The following is a 15,180-nucleotide window of genomic DNA, read 5'->3' as shown; positions in this document are numbered from 1 at the left end:
GCTTCTCTCCCGGCATGACCTCAACACCACCCACAGCGGGCCGCCGCGAATGGATCGCCCTGGCGGTTCTGATCCTGCCGCTGCTGCTTGTATCGATGGATGTCTCCATCCTCTACTTCGCGATTCCGTACATCAGCCGCGACCTCGGGCCCAGCGCCACGCAGCAGTTGTGGATCCTCGACATGTACGGCTTCGTGCTGGCCGGACTGCTGATCACCATGGGTGCTCTGGGCGACCGCATCGGCCGGCGGAGGCTGGTTCTCGCCGGTGCCGTGGTCTTCGGCGCCGCATCGGTGGCCGCCGCCTACGCGCACAGTGCCGAGGAGCTCATCGCGGTGCGGGCGCTGCTCGGTGTGGGTGGCGCCGCACTGATGCCGTCGACACTGGCTCTCATCCGCAACCTCTTCCGCGACGAGAAGGAGCGCGGGAAGGCGGTCGCCCTGTGGACCGCGGTGATGACCGCCGGTATCTCGCTGGGCCCGGTGGTCAGCGGGCTGCTCCTGCAGCACTTCTGGTGGGGCTCGGTCTTCCTGATCAATCTGCCGGCGATGGCCCTGCTGCTGATTCTCGGCCCGCTGCTGCTCCCGGAGTTCACCGTGGCCGCCGGTGGCCGGTTCGATGTGCTGAGCGCGGTGCTCTCGCTCGCCACCCTGCTGCCCGTCATCCACGGCATCAAAGAACTGGCTGCGAACGGCTACGCGCAGCTGCCCGCCCTCTTCATCACCGCGGGGCTCGCGATCGGCGTTGTCTTCGTCCGCCGGCAGCAGACCCTCGACCAGCCGATGATCGATCTCTCCCTGCTGCGGCAACGGGCCTTCGGCGGCTCGCTGCTTGCCAACCTGCTCGCGATGTTCGCGACGATCGGCTTCGCCGTCTTCATCAGCCAGTACCTCCAGTCCGTACGGGGCATGAGCGCGCTCGAAGCGGCGCTCTGGTCCCTGGTCCCGATCGGTGGCGTCGCGGTGCTCGCCCCGGCCGGCGCACTGCTCGCCCGGCGCTTCGACCGCGCGTATGTGATGGCCGGTGGCTTCGCCGTGTCGGCCTGCGGTTTTCTCCGGCTCAGCCAGGTGCACCCGGGCTCGCCGCTCCATGTCACCCTGATCGGCGCCGCGGTCTACGCGGGCGGACTGGTCGCTGCCACGACGCTCGCCAACGAGCTCGCCATCGGCGCGGCCCCGCCCGAGCGCGCCGGGTCGGCCGCCGCCGTCCTCGAGGCGGGGCAGGAACTGGGCGGGGCGCTGGGCATGGCCGTGCTGGGATCCGTCGGCGCCGCCGTCTACCGCTCGGACATGGCCGGAGCCCCGGACGCGGTGCGCCGGACGCTGGGCGGCGCCACAGCGGTCGCGCACGGCGACGTACTGACTGCCGCGCACGACGCGTTCGTCCACGCCCTGGACTTCGCCGCTGTCGGGGCGGCTGCTGCGATGACGGGCGCCGCGGTGCTCTCGGTGGTCCTGCTGCGGGGCGCCCGGACGGCTGGACAGTCGGCCGCGGACCCCGGCGCCGTCACCGCCGTATCCACCACGACGGGCTGAACCCGCGGCCCCGCCGGCGCCGTCCGGTCAGCTCACCACGCTCTCCTGCCAGGCCCGGTGCAGACCGGCGAAGTGCCCGGACCCGGAGATCAACGTGTCGGGCGTCCCGTCCTCGACGATCCTGCCGTGCTCCATCACCAGCACCCGGTCCGCGATCTCCACGGTGGAGAGCCGGTGCGCGATGACAACCGCGGTGCGGCCGCGCAGCACGGTGTCCATGGCACGCTGGACGGCCCGCTCGCCCGGGATGTCGAGCGAGCTGGTCGCCTCGTCGAGGATCAGTACGGCGGGGTCGGCGAGCAGCGCGCGGGCGAAGGCCACCAACTGACGCTGTCCCGCGGAGATCCGGCCGCCCCGCTTGCGTACGTCCGTGTCGTATCCCTCGGGCAGCGTGCTGATGAAGTCGTGCGCGCCGATCGCCTTCGCGGCCTCCTTGATATCCTCGCGGGTCGCTTCGGGGCGGCCGATGGCGATGTTCTCGGCGATCGTGCCGGAGAAGAGGAACGCCTCCTGCGTCACCATCACCACCCCGCGCCGCAGTTCGGACACCTCGAGACGGCGAAGCGGAACGCCGTCGAGGAGCACCAGGCCCTCCGTCGGATCGTAGAAACGGGCGAGCAGCTTCGCGAGCGTCGACTTGCCGGCGCCCGTGGAACCGACGACCGCGACCGTCTGTCCGGCGGGAATCCTGAGATCGAAGCGCGGCAGTACCTCTCCGCCGGTGCGGTAGGCGAAGCGCACCCCCTCGAAGACCACCTCGCGGCCCGGGTGCTCGGAGGCCAGGGCGGGCAGCGGCACGGGGGCGCCCGGCGGGGGCACGGTCGGCTTCTGGGCGAGCAGGCCCGCGATCTTGTCCAGCGAGGCAGCCGCCGACTGATACGAGTTGAGGAACATGCCGAGTCGGTCTATAGGGTCGTAGAGACGGCGCAGATAGAGCACCGATGCGGCCAGCACCCCGAGGGCGAGATGCCCTTGAGCCACCCGGTAGGAGCCCCACAGGACGATGGCGGCGACCGAGGTGTTGGCGACGAGACGGGAGCCGGTCACATAGCGGGCCATCTCCAGTATCCCGTCACCGTTCACCCGCTCGTGGCGCTTGTTGAGCCGGTCGAACTCCGCGTCGTTGGCGCGCTCGCGGCGGAAGGCCTGCACCGGCCTGATGCCGTTCATCGTCTCCGCGAACTTCACGATCACCGCGGCCACCGCGGTGGAACGCTGGGCGAAGACCACGGTGACGCGGCGCCGGTAGCGTCGGATGAGAACGTACAGCGGCGCGAACGAGAGCACCGCCACCGCGCCGAGACCCAGGTCGAGCCAGAGCAGCATCGCGCAGATGTAGACGACCGAGAGCACCACGTTGATGAGCTCCTGCAGACCGTCGGCGAGCAGTTCGCGCAGGGACTCCACATCGGTGGTGGAGCGGGCGATGAGGCGGCCCGAGGTGTAGCGCTCGTGGAAGTCCACACTCAGCGCCTGGGCATGGCGGAAGATCCGCCCCCGGAGGTCGAGCAGCGCGCCCTGGTTGACCCGTGCCGAGATCTGGACGAAGGAGAACTGCAGCGCTCCGGAGAGCAGCGCGGAGCCGAGATAACCGACGCCGATGGCGATCAGCGGACCGTTGTCGTGGTCCCGGAAGGCGGGGACGCCCCGGTCGATGGCGTAGGCGACGAGCAGCGGTCCGGCCTGTACCGCGGCCTGCTGGACCAGCATGAGTACGGCGGCGACGATCGCCAGGGTCCGGTGCGGGGCGATCAGTGAGCGCAGCAGCGCTCCGGTCGCGCCGGGCGGCGCGGGCAGTCGGTCCTGGTCGAAGAACGCGTCGGATTCTCCGGGCGGGATTTCGGCGCCGGGCTGCGCGGGTTCCTCGCCGGGCGGCCGCCCGGGGGCCGTCACATCGCCCGGCCCGGGCTCGGCGGCCGGCTGCCCGCCGTCGACGGTGGTGGTCATCGGTTCTCGTCCCCCTCGGCGCCGGACATCAGCCAGGCGTACTCGGCGTTGCTGCGCAGCAGTTCGTGGTGGGTACCGACGGCCGCGATGCGTCCCCCGGAAAGAAGCGCGACCCGGTCGGCGAGCATCACGGTGGACGGGCGGTGCGCGATGACCAGTGCCGTCGTGTCGGCGAGCACCTGGCGCAGGGCCGCTTCGACCAGCGCCTCGGTGTGCACGTCGAGCGCGGACAGCGGATCGTCGAGTACCAGGAAGCGGGGCTGCCCGACCACGGCACGGGCCAGCGCGAGCCTCTGCCGCTGGCCTCCCGACAGACTCAGCCCCTGCTCGCCGACCTGCGTGGCCGTGCCGAGCGGCAGATCGTGCACGAAGTCGGCCTGGGAGGTGGACAGGGCGCGCAGCAGCGCACCCTCGTCCGCCGCCGCGTGGCCCATCCGTACGTTCTCCCCCACGCTGGCCGAGAACAGGGTCGGCTCTTCGAAGGCCACCGACACCAGCTCACGCAGCCGTTCGCGCGGCATGGCGGTGATGTCCTCGCCGTCCAGGGTGATCCGGCCACCGGTGATCTCGTGCAGCCGCGGCACCAGAGCCGTGAGCGTGGTCTTGCCCGAGCCGGTCGAGCCGACCACGGCCAGCGTTTCGCCGGAGCGGATGTGCAGATCGATACCGCCGAGGACCGGCGGGGTGTGCGGTGCGGCATCGGGATACCGGAACTCGACTCCCTCGAAGCGCAGTCCGGTGCCGGCGGCGGACGGATCGGGTCCGTTCTGCCTCGGGTCCGACTCCTCGGGCACGTCCAGCACTTCGAAGTAGCGCTGGGTCGCGGTGGCGGCATCCTGGCTGATGGCCAGCAGGAAGCCGATCGACTCCACCGGCCAGCGCAGTGCAAGTGCCGTCGACAGGAAGGCGACCAGGGTGCCCGCGGACAGATCGCCGTCGGCGACCTGGACGGTGCCCAGTACCAGAGCCGCGCCGATCGCCAGCTCGGGGATCGTGGTGATCACGGCCCAGATTCCCGCCAGCAGGCGGGCCTTGAGCAGTTCCGTCGAGCGCAGTTCCGCCGACAGTTCACGGAACGCCAGGGCCTGGCTGCGGTGGCGGCCGAAGCCCTTGATGATGCGGATGCCGAGCACGCTCTCCTCGACGACCGTGGTCAGATCCCCGACCTGGTCCTGGGAATGCCGTGCGATCAGGGAGTACTTCGTCTCGAAGATCTTGCACAGGATCACCAGCGGGACGACCGGCCCCAGCAGTACCAGCCCGAGTGTCCACTGCTGGACCAGCAGAATGACGAACCCGACGATAATCGTCACCGCGTTGACCAGGAGGAACGTCAGCGGGAAGGCAAGGAACATCCGCAGCAGCATCAGATCGGTCGTGCCGCGCGAGAGCAGCTGCCCGGATGCCCACCGGTCGTGGAAGGCCACTGGGAGCCGTTGCAGGTGCCGGTAGAGGTCGGCCCGCATGGATGCCTCGACCCCGGCGAGCGGCCGGGCGACCAGCCAGCGGCGCAGTCCGAAGAGCAGGGCTTCCGCGACCCCGAGCCCGAACAGCATCAGGGCCCCGAACCAGACACCCGCGGTGTCCCTTTCGGTGACAGGACCGTCCACGATCCACTTCAGTACCAGCGGAATGACCAGGCCGAGACAGGAGGCGACGATCGCGACCAGAGCGGCACCGGCCAGCCGTCTTCGTACCGGGCGCACGTAGGGCCACAGCCGCAGCAGGGAACGTGTTCCGGTCAGGTGCTTGGTCGGTGCATGTGTTTCGGGCATCGATGGGGAGCCTACGGTTCGGCACTGACAGTGCCCACTGAGTTTTGCGGCAGTTCTGCCGTGCGACGTTATGCGACCCGAGGTCGTACGCCGCCATCAACCGATCGGTTGATGGCAGGTCGAGCGGGATGGCCGATGCCGCTGAACACCGGTCCGGCGAATCCTGTGAGCATGGCAATCATCGAAGTGAACGGGCTGCGCAAGGCCTACGGCGGCAAGCACGCGGTGGACGGGGTGTCCTTCGCCGTCGAGGTGGGGGAGATCTTCGGGATTCTCGGACCGAACGGCGCGGGGAAGACCACCACCGTCGAGTGCGTCGGCGGACTGCGGACCCCTGACGACGGCACGGTGCGGGTGGCCGGATTCGATCCGGTCGCCGACCACGAACGGGTGACGAAGATTCTCGGCATCCAGCTCCAGGAGAGCGAGCTGCAGCCGAAGATCACCGTTCGTGAGGCGCTCGAGCTGTACTCCTCCTTCTACCCGGCCCCCGCCGACTGGCGGCCGCTGGCCCGGCGGCTGGGCCTCGAGGACACACTCGGCTCCCGGTTCGCCAGGCTCTCCGGCGGTCAGAAGCAGCGGCTGTCCATCGCACTCGCTCTGCTCGGCAGCCCCGAGGTCGTCGTACTCGACGAGTTGACCACCGGTCTCGACCCGCGGGCCCGGCGCGACACCTGGCAGTTGATCGAGGACGTACGCGACAGCGGGGTGACCATCCTGCTGGTCACCCACTTCATGGAGGAGGCGCAGCGCCTCTGCGACCGGATCGCCGTGATCGACAAGGGCCGGGTCGCCGCTCTCGACACCCCGTCCGGCCTCATCCGCCGCTCTTCGGGCTCCACGGTGATCTCCTTCACCCCCTCCCAGCCGCTGGATGTGCGACGGCTCGAGGAGCTGCCCGGCGCCGCGGCCGTGGAGGAGCGGGACGGCGGGCTCGTCATCAACGGCACCGACGAGACCGTCAACGCCGTGCTCACCCTGCTGGCGAGGCACCACATCACCGCCCACCAGCTCCGCGTCACCGACGCCACGTTGGACGACGCGTTCCTCGACCTGACGGGAGCCGCATCATGACCACAGTGACCGCGCCGACCAGTGCGCAGCCGGCGGCGGGCGCATTCGCCGCCGTACTGAGGACCGAGATCCGGCTGTTCCGCCGGGAGCCCGCCACACTCTTCTGGGTCCTGGTGTTTCCCACACTGCTGCTGGTGATCCTCGGGTCCATCCCGTCCTTCCGTCACCCCGACCCCGATCTCGGTGGCGAACGGCTGGTCAACGCCTATGTCCCGGTCGCCGTGCTGCTTGCCATGATCATGGCCGGCCTGCAGGCGATGCCTCCGGTGATCACCGGCTACCGGGAACGGGGCATCCTGCGCCGGATGTCCACCACACCGGTCCGTCCGCATGCGCTGCTCGGCGCTCAGATGGGGCTGCACGGCGTGGCCGCGCTGCTCTCGGCGCTGCTCTCGCTGGCCGTCGGACGGATCGTCTTCGCGGTGCCGCTGCCGCGGCAGATCCTCGGGTATCTGGCGGCGCTGCTCCTGGCCGTCCTTGCCGCGCTGGCGCTCGGATCCCTGGTCTCCGCGGTGTCGCGGACCCCGAAGGTGGCCAATGCGGTCGGCTCGGCGGTCTTCTTCCCGATGATGTTCTCGGCCGGCGTCTGGCTGCCGGTCGGGGCCATGCCTGACTCCCTCGCCCGCATCGTGGAACTCACCCCGTTCGGTGCGGCGGCCCAGGCTCTCGATCAGGCTGCTCTGGGACACTGGCCCGCCTGGTCCCGGTTGGGTGTGCTCGCGCTGTGGGCCGTGGTGCTGTCGGCCGGCGCCAACCGCTGGTTCCGCTGGGAGTGAGGACGTGCATGAGTCGGTCAGGGCAGACTGAGGTGATGACACCGGAGCCGTCCGGGACCGGCGGTCCAGCGGACGTGACGGCCGCCGGCCGTGCGGCGGCCGCGGCACTGGGGGTCGAACAGCGGTGGGCCGTCTTCTTCCGCTGGGGGCCCTACGCGCTCCTCGCGATCGCCACCCTGGTCTCGGTCGCTACCGCCGGTCTGGTCGGTATGACCACCGGCGGGCGGGCGGCGGCAGGCGGCCTCGTCCTCGGCGCGGCCGCCCTCCAGCTCTGGTGGGGCCGGGCGACCGTCAGCCGTCCCGGCCCCTCCGTCGCGGGCACGCTCTACTACTTTCTCCGCTGGGCCTTCGCCTTCGCGCTGACCTGGCTCAACCCCTTCTTCGCTTTCTACGCGGCCGCCGGCTACTTCGGCGCCGAGCGGCTGCTGCCCAGGCGGCTGGTACGGGTCGGTCTGCTGGCCAGTGCTGTCACGATGGCCGGTTCGCAGTCCGGCGGGCTTCCGCCGCACGGACCCATCGGCTGGGTGGTGTTCGGGGCGGTGTTCGCCGTCAACGTCACGCTGCTCATCGTCTTCAGCCACCTGGCCGCCCAGGAGGACGAGCGGGCCCACGTCCAGGCCGACACCATCGCCGAACTGGCGCACACCAACGAACGGCTGCAGGCGGCACTCGACGAGAACGCGGCGCTGCATGCGCAGCTTCTCGTCCAGGCGAGAGAAGCGGGTGTCGCCGACGAACGCCGCAGGCTCGCCGCCGAGATCCACGACACCATCGCGCAGGGTCTGGCGGGCATCATCACCCAGCTTCAGGTGGTCTCACTGACCAAGGGACAGGACACCGCGGGGGAGCACCTCGCCCGGGCCCAGGAGCTCGCCCGGCACAGTCTGGGGGAGGCCCGCCGGTCGGTGCAGAACCTCAGCCCGGTGGCGCTGGCCGATGACGCGCTGCCCGAGGCGCTCAAGAAGCTCGTCGGGCAGTGGTCGGTCTCGGCGGGCGTGCGGGCCGAGTTCACCGTCACGGGTACGGTCGAACCGCTGCACGACGAGGTCGAGGCCACCCTGCTGCGCATCGCCCAGGAAGCCCTGGCCAACACCGCGCGGCACGCCGGTGCGGGCCGGGTCGGCGTGACCCTCTCCTACATGGAGGACGAGATGGCACTGGATGTCCGCGACGACGGCCGCGGCTTCGACCCGCTCGCGGTGGCTCCGAGAAACAGCAGCGGGGGCTTCGGTCTTGGCGGGATGTGTGCGCGTGCCGAACGGATCGCGGGCACGGTGGCCGTCGAGTCCGAGCCGGGCTACGGCACCGCGGTGTCCGCTCGCGTACCTTTGGTCCGCCATGAACTCTGACGTGATCACCCTGCTGATCGTCGACGACCATCCCGTCGTCCGGGACGGACTGCGCGGCATGTTCCTGGACGCTCCCGGCTTCGGGGTGCTCGGCGAGGCCGCCGACGGCGTCCAGGCGGTCGAGCTGGCCGAACGCCTCGACCCGGACGTGGTCCTGATGGATCTGCGCATGCCCGGCGGCGGCGGGGTGGCGGCCATCGCCGAACTGACCCGCAGGGGCGCCCGTGCCAAGGTGCTGGTGCTGACGACCTACGACACGGACTCCGACACCCTGCCGGCCATCGAGGCCGGCGCCACCGGATATCTCCTGAAGGACGCGCCTCGCGACGAGCTCTTCGCCGCGGTACGGGCCGCAGCCGCCGGCCGTACGGTGCTCTCGCCCGCGATCGCCTCCCGGCTGGTCTCCCGGGTGCGTGCCCCCGCGCCGTCCGGCCGGGATGCGCTGAGTGCCCGGGAGCGCGAGGTCCTGCTGCTGGTGTCCAAGGGCACGTCCAACCGGGACATCGCCCGCGAGCTGTTCATCAGTGAGGCGACGGTGAAGACCCATCTCACGCACATCTACGGGAAGCTGGGCGTCAAGGACCGCGCGGCGGCGGTGGCCGTGGCGTACGACCGCGGGATCCTCGGCTGAGACCCGTCCCTCCGGCGTCCCCCGGTAGCCGTCCTCCGGCCGGGCCCCTCACGGCCGGTTCCTGACCTTCAGCAGCAGCACCGACCGCGCCGGGACCGTGATCTCCGTGCCGCCGCGGTGCAGCGTGCCCGGTTCCGCGCTCTGTTCCTCCAGCGACGTGTCGACGAGCAGTTCGTATGCCTGTGCCCAGGGCGCGCCCGGCAGCAGGAAACTCACCGGTCGCCCGGCCGAGTGCAGAATCGTCAGAAAGCTGTCGTCGGTCACCTCGTCCCCGCGGGCGTCGCGCCCCGGGATGTCACGCCCGGACAGGTAGACCCCGAGGGTGGCCGCAGGCGCGTACCAGTCCCGCTCGGTCATCTCATCGCCGTACGGCGTGAACCAGGCCAGATCCCGCAGTCCGTCAGAGGCCTGCGCGCGCCCGGAGAAGAACGCGCGGCGGCGCAGCACCGGATGGGCGTGGCGCAGCGCGAGCAACCGGGTGGTGAGATCGAGCAGCATCCGCGGGCCCGGCTCGTCGATGAGTGACCAGTCGATCCAGCTGATCTCGTTGTCCTGGCAGTAGGCGTTGTTGTTGCCGCCCTGCGTCCGCCCCATCTCGTCACCGGCGACCAGCATCGGCACCCCGGTCGACACCAGCAGAGTGGTCAGCAGAGAGCGCAGCTGTCTGCGGCGCAGCGCCGCGATGTCCGGATCGTCCGTGTCGCCCTCCGCGCCGCAGTTCCAGGACCGGTTGTCGTCGGTGCCGTCCCTGTTGCCCTCCCCGTTGGCCCCGTTGTGCTTGTACCCGTAACTGACCAGGTCGCGCAGGGTGAAGCCGTCGTGCGCCGTGATGAAGTTGACCGACGCCTGCGGACGGCGCCCGCCCCAGGCGTAGAGGTCGCTCGACCCCGAGAGCCGGTACCCGAGATCGCGTACATCGGGCAGCGCGCCACGCCAGAAGTCCCGCACCGCGTCCCGGTAGCGGTCGTTCCACTCGGTCCACAGCGGAGGGAAGGAGCCGACCTGGTATCCGCCGTTTCCCACGTCCCACGGCTCCGCGATCAGCTTCACCCGACGCAGCACCGGGTCCTGCGCGATCACGGCCAGAAAGGGCGAGAGCATGTCGACGTCGTGGAAGGACCTGGCCAGCGCGGCAGCCAGGTCGAAGCGGAAGCCGTCGACACCCATCTCGGTGACCCAGTAGCGCAGTGAGTCGGTGATGAGCCGCAGTACGTGCGGCTGCACCACGTGCAGGGTGTTGCCGCAGCCGGTGTAGTCGGCGTAACGGCGTGCGTCGTCCTGCAGCCGGTAGTAGCCGCGGTTGTCGATGCCGCGCAGCGACAGCGTCGGTCCCCGCTCGCCTGCTTCCGCCGTGTGGTTGTAGACGACGTCCAGGATCACCTCGATACCGGCCGCGTGCAGTGCTTGCACCATCCGCTTGAACTCGTCGACCTGCTGCCCGGCGGTGCCGGAAGCGGCGTAGCCGGCGTGCGGGGCGAAATAGCCGACCGAGTTGTAGCCCCAGTAGTTCCGCAGCCCTCGTTGCAGCAGATGGTCCTCGTGGGCGAACTGGTGCACCGGCAGGAGTTCCACGGCGGTCACCCCCAGACGCACGAGGTGGCCGATCGCGGCGGGGTGCGCCAGTCCGGCGTAGGTGCCCCGCAGTTCCTCGGGGATTCCCGGGTGGAGTTTGGTGAAGCCCCGCACGTGAAGTTCGTAGATGACGGTGTCGGCCCAGGGCGTCTTGGGCCGGTGGTCGTCCTCCCAGGGGTCGCCGGGCGCTTCGTCGTGCACCACCACCCCCTTGGGCACCCAGGGAGCGGAGTCCCGTTCGTCGCGCACGGTGTCGGCGACCTCCTGCTGGGGCCAGTCGCGCACATGCGCGTACACCTCGGGCGGCAGGGAGAACTCTCCGTCCACGGCCCGGGCATACGGATCGAGCAGCAGTTTCGCCGCGTTCCAGCGGGCCCCGGTCCAGGGGTCCCACCGCCCGCCGACCCGGTAGCCGTACCGCTGTCCGGGCTGGACACCCGGCAGGAACCCGTGCCATATCTCATGGGTCAGTTCGGTCAGTTCGCAGCGTGTCTCCTGCCCCTCGTCGTCGAAAAGGCAGAGCTCCACGGATTCGGCCCCGCCCGCCCAGAGCGCGAAGTTGGTGCCCGCGACGCCGTCGGGCCCCACCCGGTAGCGCGCCCCGAGCGGCATGGGCGTACCGGGCCAGACGGTCCTGGGCGGCGGGGCGTCCTTCCGGTGACCGTTCAACCGGTGCCCGTTCAGCTGATCGCGCGGCACCTGACGGTGCAGCGTCCGATCGTTCCCTGCCATCGGTTGGGCAGGCCGTACGGACTCCTGCTCGGCTGCGCTCGACACCTGTCGGCCTCCTGCGGCTCATCGGGACCGGCGCCGCGAGGGCGCACGGCGTCCCGGCCGCGGCTCCCCTCGCAAGGTCCGTCCCCTCTGTTCTGCCCGCAACGGCAGCCGATCTCACGTTTCCCCCGGAGGGGGGTGGTCGTTGAGCGGTGCGTGAGACAACTGGCAAAAAGGACAGGTGCGGGCATTGCGGCCGCTGTGGCATGGGTGGCACTGGCGGCGGGCGCGGCCGGATGCGACGCCGTACCCCTGGGGGACGGCGCCAAGGCGCGGTCCCCCGAATCCGCCATCAAGGTCGTTCCCGAGGACGGTGCGAAGAACGTCGGGGCGGACCGGAAGGTGGCGGTCTCGGTGCGCGAAGGCAGGATCGAGCGGGTCAGGGTCGTCAGGATCGCGGACGGGCGGGCGCAGTCCGTGCCGGGCGGCATCTCGGGCGACGGCCGCAACTGGAGCTCGGGAGCCGGACGGCTGACGGGCGCCGCCACGTACACCGTGGACGCGGTGACCACGGACGGCAACGGTCATCGCCGGGCCCGCCACACCACCTTCACCACCGTTGTTCCGCAGCGCCGCTTCATCGGATACTTCACGCCGGAGAACCGATCGGTCGTCGGCACCGGCATGATCGTGTCCTTCCACTTCAACCGGCCCGTCGTGAACCACCGGAACCGCGCGGCCGTCGAACATGCCATCACCGTCACCGCGGACCCGCCCGTGCCGGTCGCCGGCCACTGGTTCGGCAGCGACCGGCTCGACTTCCGCCCGCGCGAGTACTGGCGGCCCGGCACTGCGGTCACCGTCGCCATGCGGCTGCGGCATGTCCTGGTGGCGCCGGGGGTCCGCGGAATCCAGCACAAGACCATCGGATTCCGGGTGGGGCGCTCCCAGGTGTCCCTGGTGGACGCGGCGACCCACACGATGACAGTGCAGCGCGACGGGGCGCTGCTGACCACGCTGCCGGTCACGGCGGGCGCCCCCGACCACACCACCTACAACGGGAAGATGGTGGTCTCGGACAAGTACGAGGTGACCCGGATGAACGGCGACACGGTCGGCTTCGGCGGTGAGTACGACATCCCCGATGTGCCGCACGCACTGCGCCTGACCAGGTCGGGGACGTTTCTGCACGGCAACTACTGGGCTGCACCGAGTGTCTTCGGTGCCACCAACACAAGCCATGGCTGTGTAGGTCTGCGCGATGTACGGGGCGGCAGCCCGCTGTCACCTGCGGGGTGGTTCTTCGACCGCACGCTGATCGGTGACGTGATCGAAGTGATCAACTCCCATGACACACAGGTCGCCCCCGACAACGGGCTCGGCGGCTGGAACCTCGGCTGGCAGCAGTGGACAGCGGGCTCCGCGACCGGCTGAGTCCTTCCCGCGCCCACCGCTATGACCTGCGCAGGCACCGGTGAGTTGGGACTGAACGGTGACATCTCGGGGGGAGTCGAGCGAGCCCGCGATGTGATTGTCTGGCCCAAGGCGCGCGGAACGAGCGCGCGGGGGGTACGTGCCTCGGCGGGGCCGGGCCGTGCGCGAGGGGAGACCACCATTGTGAACGGGCGACCGATATCGGGGACATCGGCCGGCGGGCGTCGGGAGGGGACCGGAAGGCTCCTGGGTTCCGGACTGCCGGCGCTGGCAGTGGGAGCGATGCTGCTGCTGGTCACCGCATGCGGCGGAAGCAGCAGCGCGGACAGCCGTAACGGCGGGGGCGAGGAGAAGCAGGGTTCCGGAAGCACGGCCGACGCCAACGCGGCCTCGCAGGCCGTGGTGACGGTCGCGCCGAAGGACGGAGCGGCATCCGCCGCCACCAGCGGCGCGCTGAAGGTCACCGCGGACAGGGGCAGACTGACCGCGGTCACCGTGCAGGACACCAAGGGCAACCGGGTCGACGGCCGGATCGCCCCGGGCGGTCTCAGCTGGAAGCCGCTCCAGCATCTGCCCGCGGCAACGAAGTTCAGGGTGCACGCGGTCGCCAAGGACACCAAGGGGCGGGAGTCCGCGAAGGACACCACCTTCACCACGCTGGTGCCCAAGAACACCTTCATCGGCCAGTACACACCGGAGGACGGCTCGACCGTCGGTGTCGGCATGCCGGTCTCGATCCGCTTCTCCCGTGGCATCACCCACCCGGACGACGTGGAGAAGGCCGTCAAGGTGACCGCGGACCCGGCGGTGCCGGTCGAGGGTCACTGGTTCGGCAACGACCGCCTGGACTTCCGCCCCGAGAAGTACTGGGCCGCGGGGACCAAGGTGACCGTGAAGCTGACCCTCGACGGGGTCGAGGGCCGGCCGGGCGTCTACGGCAAGCAGACCAGGACCGTGAAGTTCACCATCGGCCGCTCGATGGTCTCCACGGTGGACGCCCACGCGCACACCATGAAGGTCGTCAAGGACGGCAAGCAGATCAGGAAGGTCCTGATCAGCGCGGGCGCCTCCGCCACCACGACCTACAACGGCCAGATGGTCATCAGTGAGAAGCACCCGGTCACCCGGATGAACGGTGACACGGTCGGTTTCGGCGGCGAGTACGACATCAAGGACGTGCCGCACGCGATGCGCCTGTCCGACTCCGGGACCTTCGTGCACGGCAACTACTGGGCGGCGAACAGTATTTTCGGCGCCGCCAACACCAGCCACGGCTGTGTCGGCCTGCACGACGTACGCGGCGGCTGGAGCAAGAAGACCCCGGCCGCCTGGTTCTACAACCAGTCGATCATCGGCGACGTGCTGATCGTGAAGAACTCGCACGACGAGACGATCCAGCCGGACAACGGCCTCAACGGCTGGAACATGTCCTGGGCCGACTGGACGAAGTAATCACGTCCCGCGTGACGGCGGCCCGGCGCACTGTGACCAAGTGCACCGGGCCGCCGCACGTTAACCGCAGTTAACCTGCTGGCATGACAGTCACTCTCGAAGTCTCCGAAGGCGTGGGCACCATCCGCCTCGACCGCCCGCCGATGAACGCGCTGGACGTCGCCGTCCAGGACCGGCTGCGCGAGCTCGCCGAAGAGGCGGGCCGCCGTGACGATGTACGCGCCGTGGTGCTCTACGGCGGCGAGAAGGTGTTCGCGGCAGGTGCGGACATCAAGGAGATGCAGGCCATGGATCACGCGGCGATGGTCGTGCGCTCCCGCGGACTGCAGGACTCCTTCACCGCCGTGGCCCGCATCCCCAAGCCGGTCGTCGCCGCGGTCACCGGTTACGCCCTGGGTGGCGGATGCGAGCTGGCGCTCTGTGCGGACTTCCGTATCGCGGGGGAGAACGCCAAGCTCGGCCAGCCCGAGATCCTGCTCGGGCTCATCCCGGGAGCAGGCGGTACCCAGCGGCTCTCCCGGCTCATCGGTCCCTCCAGGGCCAAGGACCTCATTTTCACCGGACGTCAGGTGAAGGCCCCGGAGGCGCTGGCCATGGGTCTCGTCGACCGGGTCGTCCCCGCGGATGAGGTGTACGAGGCGGCGCACGCCTGGGCCGCCCGTCTCGCCCAGGGCCCGGCCATCGCCCTGCGCGCCGCGAAGGAGTCCATCGACGCGGGTCTGGAGACCGACCTCGACACCGGGCTCGCGATCGAACGCACATGGTTCGCGGGGCTGTTCGCGACCGAGGACCGTGAACGGGGCATGCGCAGCTTCGTCGACGAGGGGCCGGGCAAGGCCAAGTTCCTCTGAGGGCTCACCGGTTGGGTGGATTAGCTACGCCTTAAGCCAACCTTAAGGCGTAGCCGATCACCACCCTTGG

Annotated in this window: 11 protein-coding genes; 8 read left to right on the top strand and 3 right to left on the bottom strand. The window is 70.0% G+C overall.

From position 1 onward, the window contains the following. Nucleotides 1-14 precede the first annotated feature (14 nt). Entirely contained in the window at nucleotides 15-1,535 is a 1,521-nt protein-coding gene (locus tag OHS16_RS08645; RefSeq protein ID WP_328536586.1) for an MFS transporter, read from the top strand. Between the two features lie 27 nt (nucleotides 1,536-1,562). Here OHS16_RS08645 and OHS16_RS08640 read toward each other — a convergent pair whose 3' ends face one another. After that, nucleotides 1,563-3,482, bottom strand: a complete 1,920-nt coding sequence (locus tag OHS16_RS08640) for an ABC transporter ATP-binding protein (protein ID WP_328536585.1) — start codon at nucleotides 3,480-3,482, stop codon at nucleotides 1,563-1,565. Then, nucleotides 3,479-5,257, bottom strand: coding sequence for an ABC transporter ATP-binding protein (locus OHS16_RS08635; protein ID WP_328536584.1), 1,779 nt, complete (start codon nucleotides 5,255-5,257; stop codon nucleotides 3,479-3,481). Before OHS16_RS08635 ends, OHS16_RS08640 begins: the two co-directional genes overlap by 4 nt. Nucleotides 5,258-5,428: 171 nt before the next feature. Between OHS16_RS08635 and OHS16_RS08630 the strand changes: the two genes are divergently transcribed. From OHS16_RS08630 to OHS16_RS08615, 4 genes are read left to right on the top strand one after another with little or no spacing between them, the layout of a single operon-like run. Then, nucleotides 5,429-6,331 carry an ABC transporter ATP-binding protein gene (locus OHS16_RS08630; protein WP_328536583.1) on the top strand — a complete coding sequence of 301 codons (903 nt, stop codon included), beginning with the start codon at nucleotides 5,429-5,431 and terminating at the stop codon, nucleotides 6,329-6,331. Next, nucleotides 6,328-7,107, top strand: coding sequence for an ABC transporter permease (locus tag OHS16_RS08625; protein WP_328536582.1), 780 nt, complete (start codon nucleotides 6,328-6,330; stop codon nucleotides 7,105-7,107). Before OHS16_RS08630 ends, OHS16_RS08625 begins: the two co-directional genes overlap by 4 nt. Nucleotides 7,108-7,142: 35 nt before the next feature. After that, nucleotides 7,143-8,456 (top strand): sensor histidine kinase, encoded by a 1,314-nt coding sequence (locus OHS16_RS08620; protein WP_328536581.1) that lies wholly within the window; start codon nucleotides 7,143-7,145, stop codon nucleotides 8,454-8,456. After that, nucleotides 8,446-9,087: a response regulator transcription factor gene (locus OHS16_RS08615; RefSeq protein WP_328536580.1), complete on the top strand. Its 642-nt coding sequence runs from the start codon at nucleotides 8,446-8,448 to the stop codon at nucleotides 9,085-9,087. The genes OHS16_RS08620 and OHS16_RS08615 overlap by 11 nt, the downstream gene beginning before the upstream one ends. A gap of 48 nt (nucleotides 9,088-9,135) precedes the next feature. Here the strand turns inward: OHS16_RS08615 and glgX are convergent, their stop codons facing one another. Then, complete coding sequence (gene glgX / locus OHS16_RS08610) at nucleotides 9,136-11,271, bottom strand: glycogen debranching protein GlgX (protein WP_328540767.1); 2,136 nt, start codon at nucleotides 11,269-11,271, stop codon at nucleotides 9,136-9,138. A gap of 318 nt (nucleotides 11,272-11,589) precedes the next feature. Here glgX and OHS16_RS08605 point away from each other — a divergent pair, with 318 nt between their 5' ends. The 3 genes from OHS16_RS08605 to OHS16_RS08595 all read left to right on the top strand — a co-directional run bounded on the left by OHS16_RS08605 (nucleotide 11,590) and on the right by OHS16_RS08595 (nucleotide 15,110). Continuing rightward, on the top strand, nucleotides 11,590-12,807 hold the full coding sequence (locus tag OHS16_RS08605; RefSeq protein WP_328536579.1) for a L,D-transpeptidase: 1,218 nt from the start codon (nucleotides 11,590-11,592) through the stop codon (nucleotides 12,805-12,807). A gap of 183 nt (nucleotides 12,808-12,990) precedes the next feature. Next, nucleotides 12,991-14,259 carry a L,D-transpeptidase gene (locus tag OHS16_RS08600; RefSeq protein WP_328536578.1) on the top strand — a complete coding sequence of 423 codons (1,269 nt, stop codon included), beginning with the start codon at nucleotides 12,991-12,993 and terminating at the stop codon, nucleotides 14,257-14,259. A gap of 83 nt (nucleotides 14,260-14,342) precedes the next feature. Then, entirely contained in the window at nucleotides 14,343-15,110 is a 768-nt protein-coding gene (locus OHS16_RS08595; RefSeq protein WP_328536577.1) for an enoyl-CoA hydratase/isomerase family protein, read from the top strand. Nucleotides 15,111-15,180 lie beyond the last annotated feature (70 nt).

The organism is Streptomyces sp. NBC_00344 (assembly GCF_036088315.1).
GTDB lineage: Bacteria > Actinomycetota > Actinomycetes > Streptomycetales > Streptomycetaceae > Streptomyces.
Note: the sequence above shows the minus strand (reverse complement) of the source record. Positions and strands in the feature narration are given on the sequence as shown.

Excerpts from the sequence above, each read along its gene's own strand:
- OHS16_RS08625 (WP_328536582.1), top strand. The coding sequence starts at position 6,328 with ATGACCACAGTGACCGCGCCGACCAGTGCGCAGCCGGCGGCGGGCGCA.
- OHS16_RS08635 (WP_328536584.1), bottom strand. The coding sequence starts at position 5,257 with ATGCCCGAAACACATGCACCGACCAAGCACCTGACCGGAACACGTTCC.
- OHS16_RS08620 (WP_328536581.1), top strand. The coding sequence starts at position 7,143 with ATGACACCGGAGCCGTCCGGGACCGGCGGTCCAGCGGACGTGACGGCC.
- OHS16_RS08645 (WP_328536586.1), top strand. The coding sequence starts at position 15 with ATGACCTCAACACCACCCACAGCGGGCCGCCGCGAATGGATCGCCCTG.
- OHS16_RS08615 (WP_328536580.1), top strand. The coding sequence starts at position 8,446 with ATGAACTCTGACGTGATCACCCTGCTGATCGTCGACGACCATCCCGTC.
- OHS16_RS08595 (WP_328536577.1), top strand. The coding sequence starts at position 14,343 with ATGACAGTCACTCTCGAAGTCTCCGAAGGCGTGGGCACCATCCGCCTC.
- glgX (WP_328540767.1), bottom strand. The coding sequence starts at position 11,271 with ATGCCGCTCGGGGCGCGCTACCGGGTGGGGCCCGACGGCGTCGCGGGC.
- OHS16_RS08630 (WP_328536583.1), top strand. The coding sequence starts at position 5,429 with ATGGCAATCATCGAAGTGAACGGGCTGCGCAAGGCCTACGGCGGCAAG.
- OHS16_RS08640 (WP_328536585.1), bottom strand. The coding sequence starts at position 3,482 with ATGACCACCACCGTCGACGGCGGGCAGCCGGCCGCCGAGCCCGGGCCG.